We start from the raw sequence: 19,758 nt of genomic DNA, 5'->3' as shown, positions 1-19,758 counted from the left end.
GTCATTTTCGTGTTTGACTGGGTTTTTGGTTTCGATGAACCTATAGTCCTAACTCTATAAATACGCTCATTAGGATAGCGCGAGGTCCCTTTTCATTTCATAGGTAAACCGGAAATTGCCGGATCCTAATGATAAGGAAACACCAACTGCCGTTTCCAGAAGGCTGTGTATGCCGGATGACTGGGAGATCGATTCGTCATTTTCCCGGAGTGTTGCAAGCGTAGCCTTCGGAAGTAACAAGGTCGCCGTTGTGTTGGCGGGCAGTACTGCAGTTACTTCCATGGAAAAATCAGATTGGCGCCATCCGGTTAGAATCAACCCGTACATGGATTCCAGTTCGGCGTTCACCCAGGTTAAGCCTCCCCCTGGTTGGGGATGGAGGTGGATATGTTTATATCCTGGGACCTCTTCGTCCAAATCGAGACCAGCGACACAGCGGTATAGCCATTCTCCGATAGCGCCATAAGCGTAGTGATTGAACGAATTCATATGCAAGCTCCAGAAGCTGCCGTCTTCCTTGATGCCGTCCCAATGTTCCCAGATTGTCGTGGCACCTTGGGTCACTTGATACAACCAGGAGGGATAATCGGTCTGGAACAGCAGTTTATAGGCGGTCTCGGTTTGGCCAATTTTGCTTAACACTAGATTCAAGTAAGGCGTGCCGACAAAACCAGTCGTCAGGTGAAATTTGTTTTCCTCCAGTAGCTCTATCAGTTTTTTTGCTGTGCGCTCCCTAGCTGTTCCGTCCACAAGATCGAACATAAGCGCCAAAATAGCAGCGGTCTGTGTAGGTACGCTTAATCGTCCCGAATGTGTAATAAATTCTTGTTGAAAAGCACACAGTATTTGGTTATACAGATGGGAGAAAGCTTCTTGATCTGTTCCACGGTTCAAAACTTTCGCCGTTTTGGCCAGCAGGGAGACTGAGTATGCATAAAAGGCTGTAGCAATAAAATCTCTGTCGGTGGCGCCTACGTAGCTGTCCGGTTTAGCGTCTAATCCTAACCAATCTCCAAAATGAAACCCCGTATTCCAAAGGAGTTCATTGTCACCTTGATCACGAATGTAGCCCACCCAAGCCTTCATGCTTTCATATTGCTGTTCAAGAATCCGCTTGTCTCCGTAACACTGGTAGAGGACCCACGGACAAATGACGGCGGCGTCTCCCCAAGCTGCGGAGGAATGACTCGTGTCTTTTAAAACATGAGGGATGACAAACGGGACGCCGCCGTTCTCCAACTGATCAGCCGCTAGATCGTGAAGCCATTTGCTGAAAAATGGGGCGACGTTCATTAAATGCGCTGATGTGCGGATAAACATCTGGGCGTCGCCGGTCCATCCCAGTCGCTCATCACGCTGCGGGCAATCCGTAGGCACATCGAGGAAATTGCCTTTCTGTCCCCACAGAATATTGTGCTGTAGTTGATTAATCAACGGATCGGAGCATTGGAAATCTCCCGTTTGTTGCATAGCGGAATGAAGTACGATGCCAGTGAACCAACCGAGTTGAATGGCCTCGCCGAAGCCGCTTAGCTTCACATAACGAAATCCCTGAAAGGTGAAGTGTGGTTCATAGGTTTCCTGCTCACTGCCTTTTAAAATGTAACGGACTGTTTGTTTCGCATTTCGCAAATTATCCGTATAAAAGTTACCTTCCCTATCCAATACTTCAGCATGCTGCAAAATCACTTCCTGGCCTGCTTGGCCATGAACGGTAAAGCGGACCCAACCAACCATATTCTGTCCCATGTCGATCACTGTTTCGCCTTGTGGCGTGAGAATCAGCGCGATCGGGGCAATTTCTTCAATTTGACGGACGGGTTCGTTTTCCTGGGCGATCAGGGTCTCTTTGGTGTGTACACGACTATCAACGGTGACCCAATCTGTTTGCTGGCTATGGTCGTAGCCCGGTTTATTCCAATCCGCTTTTTCTAAGCGGGCGTCGTAGGTTTCACCGTCATAGAGTTCCGACATGAGAATCGGGCTCTCCGATGCCAGCCAACTACTGTCAGTTATGATAACTTCTTCTGCGCCGTTGGCATATTCGATGTGCATCTGCATTAAAAGAGCGGTACGATTGCCATAGATGTTCGGTTTATGAGATCCGGTTAATTTGCCCTTGTACCAACCGTTTCCGAGTATGCCGCCAACAGCATTTTCTCCAATTTCAAGCAGACTGGTAATGTCATAGGTCTGGTATTGAATGCGATGATGATAGCTCGTCCATCCGGGGGTGAAAAAGCTGTCTCCGACACGGTTTCCGTTCAAGTGCAGCTCGTAAAGCCCGAGTGCTGTGACATAGATGCGGGCGTTTTTGACTGGAGCAGTAACCTGAAAAGTACGACGGAGTAGAGGACAGGACTCCGATTCATCGAATCGGACTGGGGCGCTGATCCACTCGGCCTGCCAGTCCTCCGCTTGAAGCAGTCCCATTTCCCAGAAGGCGGATTCGGACCAGGCGGTTTCCTCGCCCTGTTCGCTCCAAACCTTTATACGATAATGGTATCGCTTTTGCTTTTGCCAAGGTAAGTCGGCCAGTTCAATGTGAATGGATTGATCGGAGTGGATTTTTCCAGAATCCCAGAGTGTAGCGGCAAAGACCGGATCCTGCGAAACTTGGATGCGGTAAGCGGATTGCAGCCAGGATCTCACATCGCTGTGAACTTGCCAACTAATCCGCGGTTGCTGGATGTCTATTCCGATCGGATTTTCCTTGTACTCACATCGTAATCTGCTAACAGTTGTCATAAGTGTCCCACCTTTTCGGAAAACTGTCCGGTTTACCTATATTTTTATTTCACTTATAATCATAAAATAAATAGATAATAGCTATATGTGGGATTTCGGACAAAATATATAGGTGAAACGGACTGATTTTAGAGGGGGGGACGGACTATGAAGCATCCTGATCCGCTAAAGCATACGCTTAAAGGAGATCGCTTTTTTTCGCAGCATCAGATGCTTTATGTTAACAGGGTCACGGAATCTTTCCGTTTATCCCGGCATTCGCATGAATTTATCGAGTTAGCTTATGTCGGGGAAGGCACAGGTTTCCATTACATTGAAAATGAGGTTCACCGTGTGGAACGGGGGCAGCTCTATGTCCTCCCCATCGGCGTTTCACATGTGTTCCGTCCATCGTCTGCGGATGTGTGGAGAGAACCGTTAATTATTTATAATTGTATTTTTAAGCCACAGCTGATCGAAAGTTTGTTGCCAAGCGTCGTGGATGCTCCTATCGTGGATTATTTGCAGAAGCTCAAAAAAGAGACGCATGAATATGAGTCGCTCTTGGATGCCGATATGGGGCTGGAAAAGCTCTTCCTTGCCTTACATCAAGAGTATTCTATGCCATTAAGCGGATCATCCACATATTTGAATAGTCTGCTTCTGCAGCTGCTGGTGAAGATCTATCGACTAAAGAATAAAGATCATCCGGCAAGTTCCCGGGCTGAACCGGCGGAACAGGACCGATTTCTTCCTGTGCTTCTTTATATGGAACAGCATTATGCCGTCGACTTGACGTTATCGCATCTAACTGAGAAATTTCAGTGGAGCGAGCGTCACCTGCAGCGATTGTTCAACCGGTATACCAGTCAGACCTTTCATCATTATCTGCAAAGCTTGCGGGTACGTAAAAGTTGCGAGCTTCTCCGCAATTCCAAGCATAAAATCAGCAGTATCGCCGAAGCGGTCGGGTATAAAGATTTGCATTCTTTTGTTTCGGTTTTTAAAAGGGTGGTCGGCATGACGCCGGGTCGCTATCGGAAACCTCTGGGGTAATAGGAAAGACACGCAATTAAGCAGATTGACTGCCGGGAAACTTCCCCGCGGTCTTTGTTGCCTATTTGGCAGAAATGATAACTTGTATGTGCCGCAGAGCACAGGGGTAACCTAACGGGGATCATCTTCATACAAAGGAGAACCCCACTATGCTTATTCGCCTAGGATACGTAGCCATGTCCACTGTGGTAAAGAATGCTTCCCCGTCCAAGACGATGACGGCAACAAACTTCAGCAAGCTGCTCGATCGTGAGGCAGCTATTCGCAAGCTGCAGCGCATCGGCGCTGAGAACTTACATAATACGCTCCGTTTGCTCAAACATAATCGTGCTCATGATATCATGGTGTTTAGATTTTCTTCCCGATTTATCCCGCTGATTGGACATGAGATGCTGGGCGACTGGGATCCGATCCCTGCCTTATCGGCAGAATTTGAGGAGCTTGGCAGCTACGCCAAGCAGAATAACATGCGCGTTAGCTTCCATCCCGATCACTTCACCGTGCTCAGCACCGCGAGAAAGGACGTGCTCCAGAAATCGGTCGAAGACTTGGAGCGTCACTCCGCCATGCTAAACGCCATGGGGCTTGGGATGGAAGCGATGTGCAACATTCATGTTGGTGGTTCCTATGGGGATAAAATTAAATCCGCAAAGCGATTTGTCCAAAACTTCACCGCCATGCGTATTCCGATTCAACGACGAATCACGCTCGAAAATGACGACAAAACCTTCAATGCCCTAGAGACGCTCGAAATTGCCGAGGAAGTCGGTGCTCCGATGGTATTGGATGTGCATCATCATACAGTCAACAATAATGGCGAAGACGCAGTCGAGTTGTGGCCGCGCATTCAAGAAACCTGGCTAACGCGCGCGCGCTTGCATCTGGATGAGACCTCATCCTCACTCCCACCCAAAATTCACGTTTCCAGCCCCAAAGGCGAAACAGAACCAAGAAGTCATGCCGACTATGTGGAGGTAGGGCCCTTATACAATTTTCTGAAAGCTATAGCCCCCATCACACCGAATCTGGATATCATGATCGAAGCCAAGATGAAGGATAGCGCTCTTTTCAAGCTCATGGAGGACCTCAAGGAACAAGAAGGCGTCACAGCCCTCGATGAAGCGTCGCTACAGCTCTAAATCCCATATTTTTCTTGAATTGTTGGACAAAATGGGGTACTTTGGAGAGTGGGAATGAAAGATGCACAATCCACTGTGAGAGGGGCTTCTACGAACCATGAGTCAATTATTAAACGGAAAAAATATACTTGTAATGGGTGTTGCTAATGACCGCAGTATCGCTTGGGCCATTGCACAATCTTTAGCCGCACAAGGCGCTAATTTGGTATTCACGTTTGAAAACGAGCGCGTTGAGGAACGCGTACGCAAGCTGGCTGATACGATCCCTGGCTCCACGTTGATGCCTTGTAACGTAACCGTAGATGCAGAAATCGATACTTTGGCTTCTGCGCTCAAAGAGAAGTTCGGAGTCGTGCATGGACTTGTACATAGTATTGCTTTTGCTAAAACAGAAGAGTTGGACGGGCTGTTCGTGGATACATCACGTGATGGTTTCGCGCTTGCGCATGACATCAGTGCTTACTCCCTAGTGGCCGTATCCAAACGCATTTACCCGCTGATGACCGAAGGCGGAAGCATCATGACGATGACGTACCTTGGCGCAGAGCGCGCTATGAAAAACTACAACGTGATGGGTGTTGCCAAAGCTGCGCTTGAAGCTAGCGTTCGTTACCTCGCGGCAGATCTTGGCCAATTCGGTATTCGCGTTAACGGCATCTCGGCAGGTCCGATCCGTACGTTGGCTGCCAAAGGCATCAAGGATTTCAACTCCATCCTGCGTCAAGTCGAAGAGAAAGCTCCACTTCGCAAAACGACAGATACAGCTGAGGTTGGCGATACGGCGATGTTCCTTATGAGCAATTTGTCCCGTGGAATCACAGGCGAAGTTATTTATGTAGATGGCGGATACCACATCGTTGGTATATAGAAGGCTTTATTTTCATAGATAAAAGCAGATAGAAAACCGTACGGCGTTGGTGCCGATACGGTTTTTTTGCATGAATTTCCGCGCCAATGTGAAAATGTACGAATAAATTAGGATGAAACGCACTAGTATTAGAAACGTATAATTTACTATACTTAACGTAATATCTAAATTAATGAAAAGAAAGAGTTGATATATATGGTAAATGGTGGCGCGGAGACATTCGTTGTTGGTAGCAAAAGTTTTACAGCTGTAGCCATTAACACGGCAGCTAAGGCAGGTCAGTGGATCAAAACCAAGCTTGGAGATATTAATCATGTGGGGACGAAGTACTCTGCACAGGATTTAGTGACAGAGGTCGATAAAGGTTCCGAGAAGTTGATTCGTAATTTGATTATGACGCATTTCCCTAACCATTCGATCCTTGGGGAGGAAGGCGTAGAGCCGGGTCCGGAGGCGTCAGCCAAAGCACTGCAAGAAATGAGTGATGAAGAGTATCTTTGGATCGTAGATCCAATTGATGGCACGACGAACTTCGTTCATGGATTTCCATTCTTCTCCGTGTCGATTGCATTGGCGCATAAAGGTGAAGTCATCGTAGGCGTTGTATATGACCCATCACGCGACGAATTATTCGTTGCTGAGAAGGGGAAAGGCGCTTACATGCATGGTAAAAAGACAGAGGTCTCCGAAGAGGAGACGCTGCTTACCAGTTTAATCGCTACTGGATTCCCTGCTGACCGTGATGGAGCGCTGCCTATTAATATGAAAGGCGTTCAGGCGCTTTCGCCGAAAGTTCGTAACATCCGTGTGGCAGGCTCCGCAGCGCTGCATTTGGCCTATGTGGCTGCTGGGCGTCTTAGCGGCTTTTGGGAAATCGGTCTCAATGCCTGGGACATTGCAGCAGGTGCCTTGCTCATTACAGAGTCAGGCGGCCGTGTGACGGATACGGAAGGCAAGCTTTATCACTTGGGCGTGCGTAATGTGATGGCAACAAATGGACGTATTCACGAGGAGCTCCAGAACGAGCTCGCAGTAGCTGAAGCGACAGGATATGTGAAGTAAAAAGAACCTCTTGCAAGGTCGTTCCGTGAGGAGTGACTCAGCAAGAGGTTTTTCCTCTATTTGGAACGGAGGCAGCCCGTCGTAAAAGTCTGGTGAAATCCGTTGAAATCCTCTATAATATGAGATATCTCATTTATTTAAACGTTTCAATTAACGGGACACGCGAGTCGTGATCGGAATGGATGGAGTGCTTCTATGTCGGTAAATACAGGATCAGGACCAGATATTATTACGTTTGGAGAAACAATGGCACTACTCATGCCTTCAGGTGGTAAGGGCTTAGAGTACTCATCGGAGCTGCATAGCCTGTTTGGCGGTGCAGAGAGCAATGTGGCGATCGGCATTTCACGTCTTGGCGGTCATGTAGGTTGGTTCGGCAGACTGGGCAAGGACCCGTTAGGTCGTATGATTTTCAAAAAAATCCGCGGTGAAGGTGTCGATGTTTCCCGTGCGGAATTGACTCCCGATGCGCCAACAGGGCTCATGATGCGTGAAGTTCTCATGGGCAAAACGTCCGTTTACTACTATCGCAAAAACTCAGCAGCAAGTCAGATGAGCCCGAAACATTTGGATGAGGCATACATCGCTGGGGCCAAAATATTGCATATCACAGGAATCACACCGGCGCTTAGTGAGTCGTGTAGAGAGGCAGCTTTTGAAGCTATTCGCTTGGCTCGTAAGCATGGCGTGAAGGTTAGCTTTGATCCGAATTTGCGCTTGAAGCTGTGGAGCATCGAAGAGGCGCGTCCTGTGCTGCTTGAACTGGCGAAACTGTCGGATATTTTCCTGCCAGGCTTGGATGAGCTGAAGCTGCTGTACCAAACCGAAGACTGGGATGTCATCGTGAGCAAGCTGCGTGAATTGTCGGCGGTTTCCATTGTCAAAGGTGGAGAAGATGTGACATACGTCGTGACGGCGGATACAATTACAACTGTGCCTTACTTCAAAGCAGAGCAAGTCGTTGATACTGTTGGTGCGGGCGATGGGTTTTGTGCAGGCTTTTTGGTGGGCGTGCTGAAAGCGTACGAGTACCCTGAGGCTGTTCGCATCGGGAATTTGGTGGGTTCCATGATCGTGCAGACGGAAGGCGACTGGGAAGGCGCTCCGACGTGGGAGCAAGTGGAAGCGGTACTTAACAACATTAAACATATTGAACGTTAATTGTTCGAAAGTCGTTACGAAAAATAACTCATATATGCTTACAAAAAGAAGGGAAGATGATTGTGAAGAAACTTCAATTACTTCAGCAAATTACAAATGAGGGCGTCGTTGCCGTCCTACGCGGAGATACACCAGAAGAAGTCGTCGAAATGGCGGATCAAGCGATCGCCGGCGGTATCAAAGTCATCGAAGTCACGATGACCGTGCCTTTCGCGCTGCGCGCGATTGAGGAGCTTGCGAAACGCTACTCGAGCACAGCGAAGGACGCGTCCAAGTACGCGATTATCGGGGTGGGCACAGCCCTTGACCCCGAAACAGCGCGTGCCGCGATCCTTAGCGGGGCCGAGTTCGTTGTCGGCCCGTCTTTGAACCCGAGCACGGTTACCCTGTGTAACCGGTATCGTGTGCCGATCATGCCAGGGTGCATGACCATTGCGGATATCCAAGCCGCGCTAGAGCTTGGCGTGGACATCGTGAAGCTATTCCCGGGTAATCTATATTCCCCGGCGATGATTAAGGCCATTAAAGGTCCGCTGCCACAGGCGAACATTATGCCTACTGGCGGGGTTTCGCTGAGCAACCTCGGCGAATGGATCCAGGCCGGCGCAGTTGCCGTCGGCATCGGCTCCGATTTGACCAGCGAAGCGGTCAAAACAGGAAACTACAGCCTTGTTGCGAAGAAGGCTGCTCAATATATCGAGGCCTACCAAGCGGCCAAGAAGTAGGCATTTGCATGCGCTCCGTCGAAATTAGGACGGAGCGTATTTTTTTGTGCGGAAATGGAGGCAGGGAAGATGGAGCAGAGCGGTCAGGCTAGATTATTGCTCAGCGTGAGCAATTTGGAGGCGTCGATAGCTTTTTATAGGAGTCAGCTAGGCTGGGAGTTGCTTGAGCAGGACGAGACGGGTTGTGCGGCGTTGCTGCATATTGGTGATACAACAGACGAAGCTGTCCTAGTCGTGAAGGGATATGAAGCAAGTGGAGTTCTGAACCGTTGGTTAAGAGTGAATTACAGTGCAGCACAAGCTGGAAGTCTTGTTTACATCGGTGTAGCTTCTGTAGCTGACGTGGAGTCGAACTTGCTCGCCAGAGGCTTCCAGCAGGCCATAGAGAGTCTGGAGTCCGAACATATTCGTGAACGCCATGTTCCGACCATTGATGGGTATACACTGGTCTACTGGGAAGAGCTATTCCCATCCCATATCGAGATTATGAAGATGTATGAAGCGGGCGTGGAGGAGTTACATCATGCCATTGACGGCTTATCTGATGCACAGCTTAACTTACGTGAAGTACACGACAAGTGGTCAATTCGTGAGCATGTGCTGCATCTGATCGATTTGGAGCTGATCACCCTGCACAAAGTGAAATTTGCACTTGCAGAGCCGGGGAGGATATATACGGGGAATGCGTTTCAACCCGATGATTGGCAGCGGGGACTCCACTATGCACAGAGGCCAATTGCTGCCGAAGTTCTGCTATTTGGAGCGGCGAGGCAGCATATTGTCGGGCTGTGCAAGCATCTTCCAGATGCGCTAGACCGCACCATACGGACGACGAGTCGGGAGGAAAATGTTGCCCAATTGCTGAAAATGATGGCTGGGCATGCCAAGCATCATTTGCGTGCTATCGAGCGAATTTGTGAGCTGCACGGGGTTCGTAGGTAAGGGATACATGCTAAGGGAACTGCCTGCCGCCTAATTCAGCTATAGTTAATCTTTCTATATGTGCCCTTTCCCAGCTTATGGTAAGTTGGATACAACAAGTAAGTTACCCAAGAAGGCAGTAGGGAGTCGATCAAGTGACTAAGCATCTAAAGGATTGGATTGTAGAAGCGGATATAGCAAGTATGCAAGCTGCCATGGAGACAGGCTCAGTAACCTCAGAGGAGCTTGTTCGTGTATATCTAGAGCGAATTGACGAGTATGATTCTACCATCAACTCAATCTTAGAAATCAATCCCGAAGCGATTCAAATCGCAAAGGACTTAGATCAAGAACGCAAGGAATCAGGGAGCCGAGGGAACTTGCACGGGATACCGATTCTTCTAAAAGATAACATTGATACGCACGATAAGATGCCTACGAGTGCTGGCTCGATTGCGCTGGCGGATTCGTATGCGGCTAAGGATTCATTGGTAGCGGCGAAGCTGCGAGCGGCAGGTGCCGTTTTGCTTGGAAAAACGAATATGTCGGAATGGTCGAATTTTATGTCTAGCTCCATGCCTGCAGGATATAGTTCACGTGGCGGGCAAGTGCTTAACCCTTATGGTCCCGGGGAAATGTTCGTGAGCGGGTCTAGCTCGGGTTCGGCGGCGGCAGTAGCTGCAAATCTAGGTGCTGCTTCGATAGGTACTGAGACGGCAGGTTCTATTGTTGGACCGGCAAGTCAGCATTATGTCGTGGGGATCAAACCTACTGTTGGTCTAGTGAGCCGTTCGGGTATTATTCCGATTTCAAGCAGCCAGGATACCCCTGGGCCAGTAGCAAGGACGGTTAAAGATGCTGCGATTTTGTTAGGGGCATTAACAGGGACTGACAGCGAGGATCCGGCTACGTTAGCGAGCAGTAAAGTCACATTACAAGACTACACACCGTTTTTGGATGCGAGTTTTATGCGACAGGCCAGAATCGGTGTTCCGCGGCATTATTATCAACATTTGGACAAGGAAAGACTAGCCATTATGGAAGCCGCCATTGCAACCCTGACCATGGAAGGCGCAACAATCGTAGATCCAGTTAGCTTACACGTGGAACAGCAAAACTGGAACAATGATGCCATCACGTATGAATTTAAAAAAGGCTTGAATGCCTATTTATCGCAACTGGCTGAAGACATACCTGTTCACTCTTTGGAAGAGCTGATTGCGTATAACCACAACCATGCAGAGGTAGCTTTGCAATTCGGGCAGGACACACTCGTTCGCTCACAAGAAACGACCTTGACGGAGGAAACCTATCTGCAGAAGATACAAGCCTACAAGCAACTGCCTCTCCAACGAGGAATCGACTATGCACTAGATAAAGATGACTTGGATGCGCTCTTGCTCCCAGGTGATGTGGATGGCCTGTATATCGCGGCGCGATTGGGTTACCCGTTGATTTCAGTTCCGGCCGGTTATGCCGAAGAGGGAGTTATCGACGCGCGTGGTCAATCGACCAAGGGGCCTTTTGGTGTTGTTTTTTCGGGCAGAGCTTTCAGTGAGCCTACTTTGATCAAAATTGCCTACGGCTTCGAGCAAGCTACCCATCACCGTGTTCCGCCCGGCAAACAATCGTCCTGAGCAGAGGGGATAGTATCCATAAGGTGAGAACGAGCGCTATGTGCCTTCACCTACATACCCAACCAAACACAAAGAACCCGAAGACCTGATTTCCTTAGAAATAGGTCGAACGGGCTCTTTGTGTTGGTCCCTCTAACGTGTGGGAGGAGAGGGGGGAATCCTAACTACTTGTTTTCCGCATCATACTCACTGGCGAATTCGGCCAGGGCTTTCACCTTACCATGTGGTGGATGCCCCGCTTGTTTACGACCCTTCCATGCAGCTTCTTGGCGGCGCTTCGAGTGGCTCATAGCTGAAAACCTCCTGTGGCATGCGGATGGTGTTGCACTAATAAAATGCGATAACTGCTCGCATTTTATGCACCAATAACACTTGCACTTATGAAAAAACTCCACCAGACCCTTGAAGGTCTGATGGAGCTATTTGCAACAATACTATTCAGTAGCAACGGATTGGTCAGCTTGCATGTTGACCGGGGAGATCCGGATGAAGTTAGCTTCTAGATTACTTAGCAAACCTTCGATTTTCGCCGCGGCTTCGGATTGACCGGAGTTCGCAAGCTCAGCGTGGTAAGCAGTGAGCAAATCAGTAAGATCTTTTTTACTTTGAAGGCCGATAGGCTCAAGTTTAACTTTAGCACCTTTAGCAATACGACGTTCGATAGCTGCTTGATCTAGACCCATTTCTGGCACTAGACGTTGGTAGATAACCCCACCCGTCATACCTGCACAGATCCATGGACCTGGATCGCCCATAACAACGGCACGGCCGTTTGTCATGTACTCGAACGCGAAGCCTTTAAGATTCGCACGAGCTGCTAGACCGCCAAGCTCATCTTGCAGAGGCGTTGTGATTTCGCCGCCGAATACAACGTCAGCACCGGAGAAACGGATACATGCACGTGTATCTGCGCTGCCTTGAATCAAGAACAAACCTTTTTGAGCGCCGTAACCGAATGATTTACCAACGCTACCATTGATGAAGGTATTGTTTTTGCCAAGTGATTTCACGATAGCTACTTTACCACCGAAGGCCATTTTACCAAGACCGTCTTCAGCACCGCCGTGTACTGTAATGTCTACGCCACGCGCGTTGAATGCGGCAAGACCGTTACCAGGAACGGAACCATCGATCAAGTTAAGTGCAACGGATGGAAGCTCATCGTAGCTGCCGTTGAAACGGTCTCTTACGCGATGGCTGGAATAACGAGTTCCAAGGATACGGGACTCAGCATCCACTTTGGACCAGTTACGAACAACAGGAGCATCGAATGATACGGAATCCGGGAAGAAGTCTAAACCTTCTGCACCAGCCGCGATACGAATATCGGACGAAACTGCTGCTGCTTCAGCTGCTCTTGTTTCCTCAGAAATAAACTGCAATGGAGCTGGACGAAGAATGTCGGATAGGTCAATGCGCTCAATGTGGCTGATTTGCTCCAAAAGATCAGAACGGCCAACAAGTTCTTGCAAGCTTGAGAAACCAAGGGAAGCAACAACTTCCCGAACTTCTTCACCGATACCGCCGAACAAACGAACCAGGCTATCTACAGCCGTGTCAAAGACACGCGGTACGAAACGGCGAAGACCTTTTTCTTCGGCTTCTTCCATGGAATCGATTTGTGTTGCGATACCAACGTGACAAGTGTCCAAGTGACAACCACGACATGTTGTACAACCAATGGATTGCATTGCGATACTACCGAAACCAGCGCGGTTTGCACCAAGCATAACCATTTTAACAACGTCAGCGCCTGATTTTAGACCGCCATCGGACCACAGCTCAACGCGGTGACGAAGACCAGCTTCAATCAAAGCAACGTGAGCAAGTTTTGTTCCTATTTCCGTTGGAAGACCAACGTGCGTCAAGGAGTGAATACGAGCCGCACCAGTACCGCCGTCGAAACCGGAAAGCGTAATAACGTCAGCGCCAGCTTTCGCTACACCAACTGCAATCGTACCGATACCAGGAACAACTGGGATTTTAACGATGATTTTGGCTTTACGACCGCTGCCTTCTTTAAGCTCGGAAATGATTTGCGCCAAATCCTCGATGGAGTAGATATCGTGGTTATTGGACGGCGAGATCAAGTCTGAACCGATTGTAGCGTTACGAGCTTCAGCGATTTTCGCTGTAACTTTGGAACCTGGCAAGTGACCGCCTTCACCTGGCTTTGCCCCTTGACCAATTTTGATCTCAAGGAAAGCTACTGCGTTAGCAAGCTCAATGTTAACACCGAAACGACCGGAAGCGACTTGCGCTCCGCGCGTTCTTTTGTAACGGCCAAGCATATCTTTAATCTCTCCGCCCTCGCCGTTCATGGTAACCATGTTCAGACGTTCGCCGGCTTCAGCGTAGGCACGGAAAGCTGTTTCATTTTGTGAACCGAAGGACATCGAAGAGATCAACATCGGCAAGGAATGACCGCCAATGGAAATATCAACTTGCGACGGATCGAGTGGTTGACGGCCATCGCTGCTTGCTTTGAAGCCTGCAATGTGACGAATGGAAATCGGGTTCTTCTTCTCTTCTTCACGCAGTTTGTCGCGGTAGTCGCTGTAAGGAGCAGCTCCTGATGCAGCATCGCCTAGCGCCTTCCACATACGTTGGAAGAAACGGAAGTTTTTCGCTGCTTTCGCTTTCGGATTGATGAAATCTGTGTAACGAGCTTCAGCTTCAGCTTCAAGCTGAGCAAAGCCAGTACCTGCTTTTTCACTACCAAGGTAGTTCACGATATCCAGCACCTCGGAAACTTCCGGATGGAAGCCGATGGAGGAGAAGAAACGTGTGTACCCGCGAAGCTCATGCGTACCGATCGTTGAAATGACTTTTTCAAGCCCTTTCGTAAGTGCCGCGTATACTTTACGTGCTGCTGCTGCGTGGCCTTCTTTGTCAGAAGCCGTGGAGAACAGCAAGTAAGGTGAGATCACGTCTGCACCAAGACCACAAGCTACCGCGATATCATGCAGACTGCGAATAGCAGCTGAACGAAGGATCAATGTAACTTGGCGGCGCAGGTTGTCGCCGAAACCGAGTTTCTCTGCACGAAGTGCGATATCGATTTTGGAAACAGCAAGGTGCGGATCAAGCCACAAGCGGTCGTTTTGGTGAGCTTCTGAATCGTCCAAGACGAGAAGTACAGAGCCATTACGAGCTGCAGAGATTGCATCTGCTGCAAGTTGGTTCAAGCCGTCTTTTAGCGAAGTCCCTCTAGCGAAAGTTGTGGAAAGAACAGCTACTTTGTTATCACCTTGTGCACGGAATTGTGCAAGCAATTGCTCCAATGATGGTTGGGACAGGTTTTCTTCGCTGCCTACACCGTTCGTTCCTTCAAGAACAAGCGGAGCAAGAAGCTCAAGACGAAGGTTGCTATCCACCTGTGCAAATACCGGAAGACGAGCTCCTGCAATAACCCGTGTAGAGAAGTGCTCCATTTCACGGTCACGGTCAATAGCCGGATTCGTTACTACAGCAACACTTTCTTTAATGAAGTCAGGCACATTCTGGCGTTCCCACGCAAGAGCGGCATGAGGGGAATCATGACCCAATGAACGAATTGGCTCAGCGCCTGTTTCGGACATGGATTCAATGTGTGAAATACCGTCACGGTCCCAACCGAATGCACTATACACTTGATCAGTTGTAACAATATTCTCATTAAGTTCAGCTTCTGTATTCGTTTGAGCAGGGTTCAAATAGGAGCGGAGACCGCCAATATTTACACGCTTGCTTACACGCTCATACACGAGGGTTTGAACTTCATGATAAGGAATCACTTGAATGTGCTCGCCTGGTGTTAGAACAACACCGACTTTCTCGCCTGGTGCGATCGGCTTCGGATCAGCAACCATTTCGCCAACCGTAATAACACCTTGCTCCGATGAGAAGTACAGGGACGTATCACTTTCAACCATCCAAACAGGACGAAGACCTAACGCATCTACGCTGAAAATACACTCGTTACCGTAACGGGAAACGATACCTGCTGGACCTTGTGCAAAGTGGCCCCATACTTGACGGTAGTACACATAAAGATCTTGAAGTTCCGGACGGAACTGTTTCATTTCATTAATAATAGGAGGGAACACCATTTCCATCGCTTCGAAAAGGGACAATCCAAAACGGTGAATGAACGTTTCAATCGTTCTGTTCATGTCTTGGGAGTCAGACCCGCCGCTTACAAGCGGAACGCCAACCATGTCAGCTTCAAGACGAAGTTTCTTCACCGTGTTAATTTCGCCGTTATGTCCAAGAAGGGAGAACGGTTGAACGCGGAAGAAGCTGGACAATGTGTTCGTGGAATAACGGTTATGACCAATCGTTACTTGGGACGCAAATAAAGGATCACGCAAGTCGTTAAAATATTTAGGTAGGATGCTAGCCGCACCTAGTACTTTGTAGGCAGATGTTACATTGCTAAGTGTAGCAACATGCACGTTGTAACGATCTTCAATCGCAATATGCAGTTCATAAAGGTGATCGGCAACTTGACCTTCGGTCTTATTGCTGATGGCTGCAATTTGCCAGAACGTAGGCTCATCGAGCAAACCATTAGCGCCTAAGGAGCCGCTGTCAACTAGGTTTTCTTGCTCTAGAATAATGGATACATCATGGGAGGCAAATAGCTCACGAATGCCGTTTTGAATCTCAGTAACAGTCAAATCCAACTTGCGTGGAACAAAGATATGTCCAACAGAAAAACGGTTGTCATAAGCAAGTTTGCTGTCCAGACCCGCATCTGTTAACTTCTTTTCCCAAAGCGCACGTGGAATATCTGTTAGAATACCGCAACCATCGCCTTCACCATTGATAAATCCAGAACGATGTTCCATTTTAACAAGGGCATCAATCGTTTTTTGGATGTTATCGCGGGAAGGATGACCATTCTTCTCAATAATACAAATAATACCGCAGCTGTCGTGTTCGGTTCCTAGTAGATCTTGAAAACGGCCTTCATTACGCATAATTTCATTCATTGCTCTGGTCAGTCGCCTGACCGTCACCCCCCATACATAATTAAACTCCTCTTGCTTTCGCTTCTTGCATTCTGGCACCGATGAAACTGCTAGCTATCGCATTTCCTAAGGAAAATCCACATTGTGGCTCAAATCCGAAATATGCATAATCATGTATAAAGATGCAATATAACTGAATATCATGCCAATTTGCAGGAGGTATAACTCTTGCAATAAGGCATAAATCGACACGTAGTAAAGTAAGGCACCACACACAAAAATCCGCATAGTATTTGTAAATCATGCCCTAACTTTCTAGGAAAATACTGTGAAACCGAGCGATTTCTCTAAAAGGGTAAAAGTAATCTTAGAATAGCATGAAAAAGTTCATCCGACAATACTTGCAGACGCAAATCACAAATGTAAGCGTTATCTTTTCTGTATATTGGTGAATAAAAGTATAATTCTAACAACTCATGTAAGGGTATAAAGACGAACGAACTATAATCCATACAGGATCATAGTTCGTTTTTGGGACAATCAGCGTGTTTTCATTATTTGGAAAGCTTGGTCTGCAGCCTCGAGCGTTTGAGCAATATCAGCCTCTGTGTGGGCAATGGTCATGAACCAAGCTTCGTATTTGGAAGGGGCCAAGTTGATGCCTTGATCCAACATAAGTCGGAAGAAATCAGCGAAGCGTTCGCCATCGGTATCTTGCGCTTCCTCATAATTGGTGATCGGATGATCACAAAAATGAGTAGAGAAGGCGCCGCCGATGCGGTTCAGCGTCAAGGCGATGCCATGGCGGGCAGCGGATTCGGAGATGCCATTCGCGAGTGTTGCACCAAGCTGCTCAAGCTTGGTGTAAACCCCCGGCTGCTGGAGCACCTCCAAGCAGGCGATACCGGCGGAGATGGAGGCGGGATTTCCCGCCATCGTGCCGGCTTGATACGCAGGTCCGAGCGGCGCGACCTGCTCCATCACTTCCTTGCGGCCCCCGTAGGCCCCGATCGGCAGTCCGCCGCCGATCACTTTGCCTAGGGCCGTCAGGTCCGGTTCGACGGCGGCGAAGCGCGCCGCCGTTGTGGGGCCTCCCTCTAGAATAGGGAGGCCTTCATAGGTCTGTGCCGTTCCGTAATGGAATCGGAACGCTGTGATGACCTCGTCGTAGATGACGAGGGCTCCGTGCTTGCGAGCAGCAGCGCAGAGCTGCTCGAGGTAACCGGCATGGGGCATAACCATGCCGAAGTTGCCGACGATGGGCTCGACCATCACCGCGGCAATGTCTTCACCCCAACGCGCAAGCGCGGCCTCGAGTGCCGGAATGTCGTTGAACGGCACGGTGATGACCTCTTGCGCGATGCTCGCTGGTACGCCGGCGCTGTCCGGCGTGCCTAGCGTGGACGGCCCGGAGCCGGCCGCCACCAGCACGAGATCCGAGTGGCCGTGGTAGCACCCGGCGAACTTAATGATCTTGGTGCGCTTCGTGAACGCGCGCGCCACGCGAATCGTCGTCATCACGGCCTCGGTGCCGGAGTTGACGAAGCGCACTTTGTCGAGCGAGGGAATCGCCGACTTCAGCATTTTGGCGAACTCGATCTCGAGTTCGGTTGGGGTGCCGTACAGCGTGCCGTTCTGCGCGGCGCGGATAATCGCTTCAGTCACGTGCGGATGCGCGTGACCGGTAATGATCGGGCCATAGGCGGCGAGGTAGTCAATGAAGCGATTCCCGTCTACGTCCCAGAAGTGTGCGCCTTGCGCACGCTTCATGAAGACGGGCGCGCCGCCGCCGACGGCTTTGAATGAGCGGGAAGGGGAGTTGACCCCGCCGACGATATGTTTCAGTGCTTCTTGATAGAGGAGTTCGGATTGCTTGCGTTCCATGACGATATCATTCCTTTATATGTAGTAGTGGTTGAATTTATTAAATAGCGGCTTGCGTCAAGCTAAGGGGAGCGAGAGAACGCATCGCCAATCGCGACCATCGCACCGTCGCAGCATCGAGACCCCTCACACCAATTCGGCTAGCTAACAAATCATGAATGACAAAATTCCGATTTTGTCATTCATGATAATTTTTATTAGCTATACATTGCCTCGGCGAGCGGGTTCGGAATGACGGAATCTAAGATGGGATCGGGGAGCCGTGGGTCTTGGCGATTCGTTCCATGAACGAACTCTGTCTGCTTCGCTGGTAGCATAGGACCGGACTGCCACAGCCTAACCCTTCGGTAACCCCGCGGCAACTAACAAATTAGGAATGACAAATTTCCATTTTTGTCATTAATGATAATGTCCAAAAGCTATATACCACCCCAGCGAGCAACTTTGAAGTCACGGCACCTGGCCATAAGGCTTTCGTTGCACTCCGTGCGAATGCTCGCTCATATAAAAAATAAGAGTGGATACCCACTCTTATGATCCGTCTTTTTCATGCTATGCTCTCATGTGTTCTATTTCACGGTTTTCCCAGCAACCTTCGGTGTTGGCGAAGGTGATGGCTTGGTTGGCCCTGTATCAGCTTCAGCTGTACCTGCAAAAAGGTCTTTCATATACTTTTGAAGCTTCAGCTTATCCGCTGTAATGACCGAAGCGCCGCGGATTGTTTTCTCCATCAGTAAGTCTGATGGGGGAAGCTGTGACGTGATGATACCGTCAGCCTTAGCTTCATAACCAAGACTTCCAAGCTTGAGCATGTCCGTAACGCTAAGATTCGTATCAATATACGGATCGATTGCATTTAGAATGCGCGGGAGCTTGATCAGCGATGAAGTGGATTGCATTTTAGCCGCAACAGCTGTCAGGAACTTTCGTTGTCTCTCCGTTCGGGAGAAGTCGGACAAGGCATCATGGCGGAAGCGCACATATTGCAGGGCTGTTTTGCCATCCAGATGCTGCTGTCCCTTTTTCAAATTAATGTCGTACACATGGTCATCTTCGGAGTCGGAATATTTCATATCCTTCTCCACATCAATATCAATTCCGCCAACCGCGTCGATCAATGCGATGAAGCCTTTGAAGTCGGTGTACACATAATATTGAACGGGAATGCCTAGCAAATCGCTAACGGTTTTCATGGCCAAATTAGGACCGCCAGTCGTAATCGCTGTATTAATCCGATCTTCGCCTTCGCCGGGGATTTTCACGTAGGTGTCCCGCAGAATCGAGAATAGATGAGCCTTCTTCGTGACCGGATCGATGGAGGCTAGCATAATACTGTCTGATCTTGGCAACTCATTCTTCACCATGCCACGAGAATCGCCGCCTAACAGCAAAATGTTCACCCGCTGCTTGCTTTCCCATTTCGGTGGTGTGTATTTATCTCCATCCTTCAACACGCTGCTCGGGATTAAGCTTGTGCTTCCACTACCTTTTCCATCACTATTGTCTGATTTATGAGAGATATTATTAGCGAAGCTGTAGAAGGCGTAAGAATAATAGCCGGCGACCACCAAAAGCAGCATGACGATCAGGAGCATGGTCCGTTTGAAGATTTTCATACTATGT

13 protein-coding genes are annotated in these 19,758 nt (G+C 49.1%); 8 read left to right on the top strand and 5 right to left on the bottom strand.

Annotated elements, in window-relative coordinates:
- Window positions 1–69 precede the first annotated feature (69 nt).
- Window positions 70–2,748, bottom strand: a complete 2,679-nt coding sequence (locus tag GC096_RS06555; RefSeq protein ID WP_171629453.1) for a family 78 glycoside hydrolase catalytic domain — start codon at window positions 2,746–2,748, stop codon at window positions 70–72.
- A 147-nt stretch (window positions 2,749–2,895) separates the two neighbouring features.
- Between GC096_RS06555 and GC096_RS06550 the strand changes: the two genes are divergently transcribed.
- From GC096_RS06550 to GC096_RS06515, 8 genes are all read left to right on the top strand, one after another.
- Complete coding sequence (locus GC096_RS06550) at window positions 2,896–3,783, top strand: AraC family transcriptional regulator (RefSeq protein WP_171629452.1); 888 nt, start codon at window positions 2,896–2,898, stop codon at window positions 3,781–3,783.
- 149 nt (window positions 3,784–3,932) lie between these two features.
- A complete protein-coding gene (gene uvsE, locus GC096_RS06545) occupies window positions 3,933–4,922 on the top strand; it encodes a UV DNA damage repair endonuclease UvsE (RefSeq protein ID WP_171629451.1) in 990 nt (329 codons plus the stop codon).
- Window positions 4,923–5,019: 97 nt separating this feature from the next.
- Entirely contained in the window at window positions 5,020–5,790 is a 771-nt protein-coding gene (gene fabI / locus GC096_RS06540) for an enoyl-ACP reductase FabI (RefSeq protein ID WP_028555353.1), read from the top strand.
- A 195-nt stretch (window positions 5,791–5,985) separates the two neighbouring features.
- Window positions 5,986–6,852, top strand: coding sequence for an inositol monophosphatase family protein (locus GC096_RS06535; RefSeq protein ID WP_171629450.1), 867 nt, complete (start codon window positions 5,986–5,988; stop codon window positions 6,850–6,852).
- Between the two features lie 195 nt (window positions 6,853–7,047).
- Window positions 7,048–8,013 carry a sugar kinase gene (locus tag GC096_RS06530; RefSeq protein WP_171629449.1) on the top strand — a complete coding sequence of 322 codons (966 nt, stop codon included), beginning with the start codon at window positions 7,048–7,050 and terminating at the stop codon, window positions 8,011–8,013.
- Between the two features lie 62 nt (window positions 8,014–8,075).
- Window positions 8,076–8,738 carry a bifunctional 2-keto-4-hydroxyglutarate aldolase/2-keto-3-deoxy-6-phosphogluconate aldolase gene (locus tag GC096_RS06525; RefSeq protein WP_056617588.1) on the top strand — a complete coding sequence of 221 codons (663 nt, stop codon included), beginning with the start codon at window positions 8,076–8,078 and terminating at the stop codon, window positions 8,736–8,738.
- A 69-nt stretch (window positions 8,739–8,807) separates the two neighbouring features.
- Window positions 8,808–9,680: a DinB family protein gene (locus GC096_RS06520; RefSeq protein WP_171629448.1), complete on the top strand. Its 873-nt coding sequence runs from the start codon at window positions 8,808–8,810 to the stop codon at window positions 9,678–9,680.
- Between the two features lie 134 nt (window positions 9,681–9,814).
- A complete protein-coding gene (locus GC096_RS06515) occupies window positions 9,815–11,296 on the top strand; it encodes an amidase family protein (protein WP_171629447.1) in 1,482 nt (493 codons plus the stop codon).
- A gap of 164 nt (window positions 11,297–11,460) precedes the next feature.
- Here GC096_RS06515 and GC096_RS38650 read toward each other — a convergent pair whose 3' ends face one another.
- The 4 genes from GC096_RS38650 to GC096_RS06500 all read right to left on the bottom strand — a co-directional run bounded on the left by GC096_RS38650 (window position 11,461) and on the right by GC096_RS06500 (window position 19,751).
- The gene (locus GC096_RS38650) at window positions 11,461–11,586 is read right to left on the bottom strand and encodes a DUF6254 family protein (RefSeq protein WP_246302615.1); all 126 of its coding nucleotides are present in this window, start codon (window positions 11,584–11,586) and stop codon (window positions 11,461–11,463) included.
- A gap of 144 nt (window positions 11,587–11,730) precedes the next feature.
- Window positions 11,731–16,260 carry a glutamate synthase-related protein gene (locus GC096_RS06510; protein ID WP_171629483.1) on the bottom strand — a complete coding sequence of 1,510 codons (4,530 nt, stop codon included), beginning with the start codon at window positions 16,258–16,260 and terminating at the stop codon, window positions 11,731–11,733.
- A 531-nt stretch (window positions 16,261–16,791) separates the two neighbouring features.
- Window positions 16,792–18,135: a glutamate-1-semialdehyde 2,1-aminomutase gene (locus GC096_RS06505; RefSeq protein ID WP_216626047.1), complete on the bottom strand. Its 1,344-nt coding sequence runs from the start codon at window positions 18,133–18,135 to the stop codon at window positions 16,792–16,794.
- A 569-nt stretch (window positions 18,136–18,704) separates the two neighbouring features.
- The gene (locus tag GC096_RS06500; protein WP_246302614.1) at window positions 18,705–19,751 is read right to left on the bottom strand and encodes an LCP family protein; all 1,047 of its coding nucleotides are present in this window, start codon (window positions 19,749–19,751) and stop codon (window positions 18,705–18,707) included.
- Window positions 19,752–19,758 lie beyond the last annotated feature (7 nt).

Origin of the sequence: Paenibacillus plantarum (assembly GCF_013141695.1) — a bacterium.
Taxonomy (GTDB): domain Bacteria; phylum Bacillota; class Bacilli; order Paenibacillales; family NBRC-103111; genus Paenibacillus_E; species Paenibacillus_E plantarum.
The sequence above is the reverse complement of the archived record's forward strand: the minus strand, read 5'-3'. Positions and strand labels throughout refer to the sequence as shown.

Bases quoted from the DNA above. Each gene is read 5' to 3' on its own strand.
- GC096_RS06500 (WP_246302614.1), bottom strand. From the start codon at position 19,751: ATGAAAATCTTCAAACGGACCATGCTCCTGATCGTCATGCTGCTTTTG.
- GC096_RS38650 (WP_246302615.1), bottom strand. From the start codon at position 11,586: ATGAGCCACTCGAAGCGCCGCCAAGAAGCTGCATGGAAGGGTCGTAAA.
- GC096_RS06535 (WP_171629450.1), top strand. From the start codon at position 5,986: ATGGTAAATGGTGGCGCGGAGACATTCGTTGTTGGTAGCAAAAGTTTT.
- GC096_RS06510 (WP_171629483.1), bottom strand. From the start codon at position 16,260: ATGCGTAATGAAGGCCGTTTTCAAGATCTACTAGGAACCGAACACGAC.
- GC096_RS06550 (WP_171629452.1), top strand. From the start codon at position 2,896: ATGAAGCATCCTGATCCGCTAAAGCATACGCTTAAAGGAGATCGCTTT.
- GC096_RS06520 (WP_171629448.1), top strand. From the start codon at position 8,808: ATGGAGCAGAGCGGTCAGGCTAGATTATTGCTCAGCGTGAGCAATTTG.
- GC096_RS06505 (WP_216626047.1), bottom strand. From the start codon at position 18,135: ATGGAACGCAAGCAATCCGAACTCCTCTATCAAGAAGCACTGAAACAT.
- uvsE (WP_171629451.1), top strand. From the start codon at position 3,933: ATGCTTATTCGCCTAGGATACGTAGCCATGTCCACTGTGGTAAAGAAT.
- GC096_RS06555 (WP_171629453.1), bottom strand. From the start codon at position 2,748: ATGACAACTGTTAGCAGATTACGATGTGAGTACAAGGAAAATCCGATC.
- fabI (WP_028555353.1), top strand. From the start codon at position 5,020: ATGAGTCAATTATTAAACGGAAAAAATATACTTGTAATGGGTGTTGCT.
- GC096_RS06530 (WP_171629449.1), top strand. From the start codon at position 7,048: ATGTCGGTAAATACAGGATCAGGACCAGATATTATTACGTTTGGAGAA.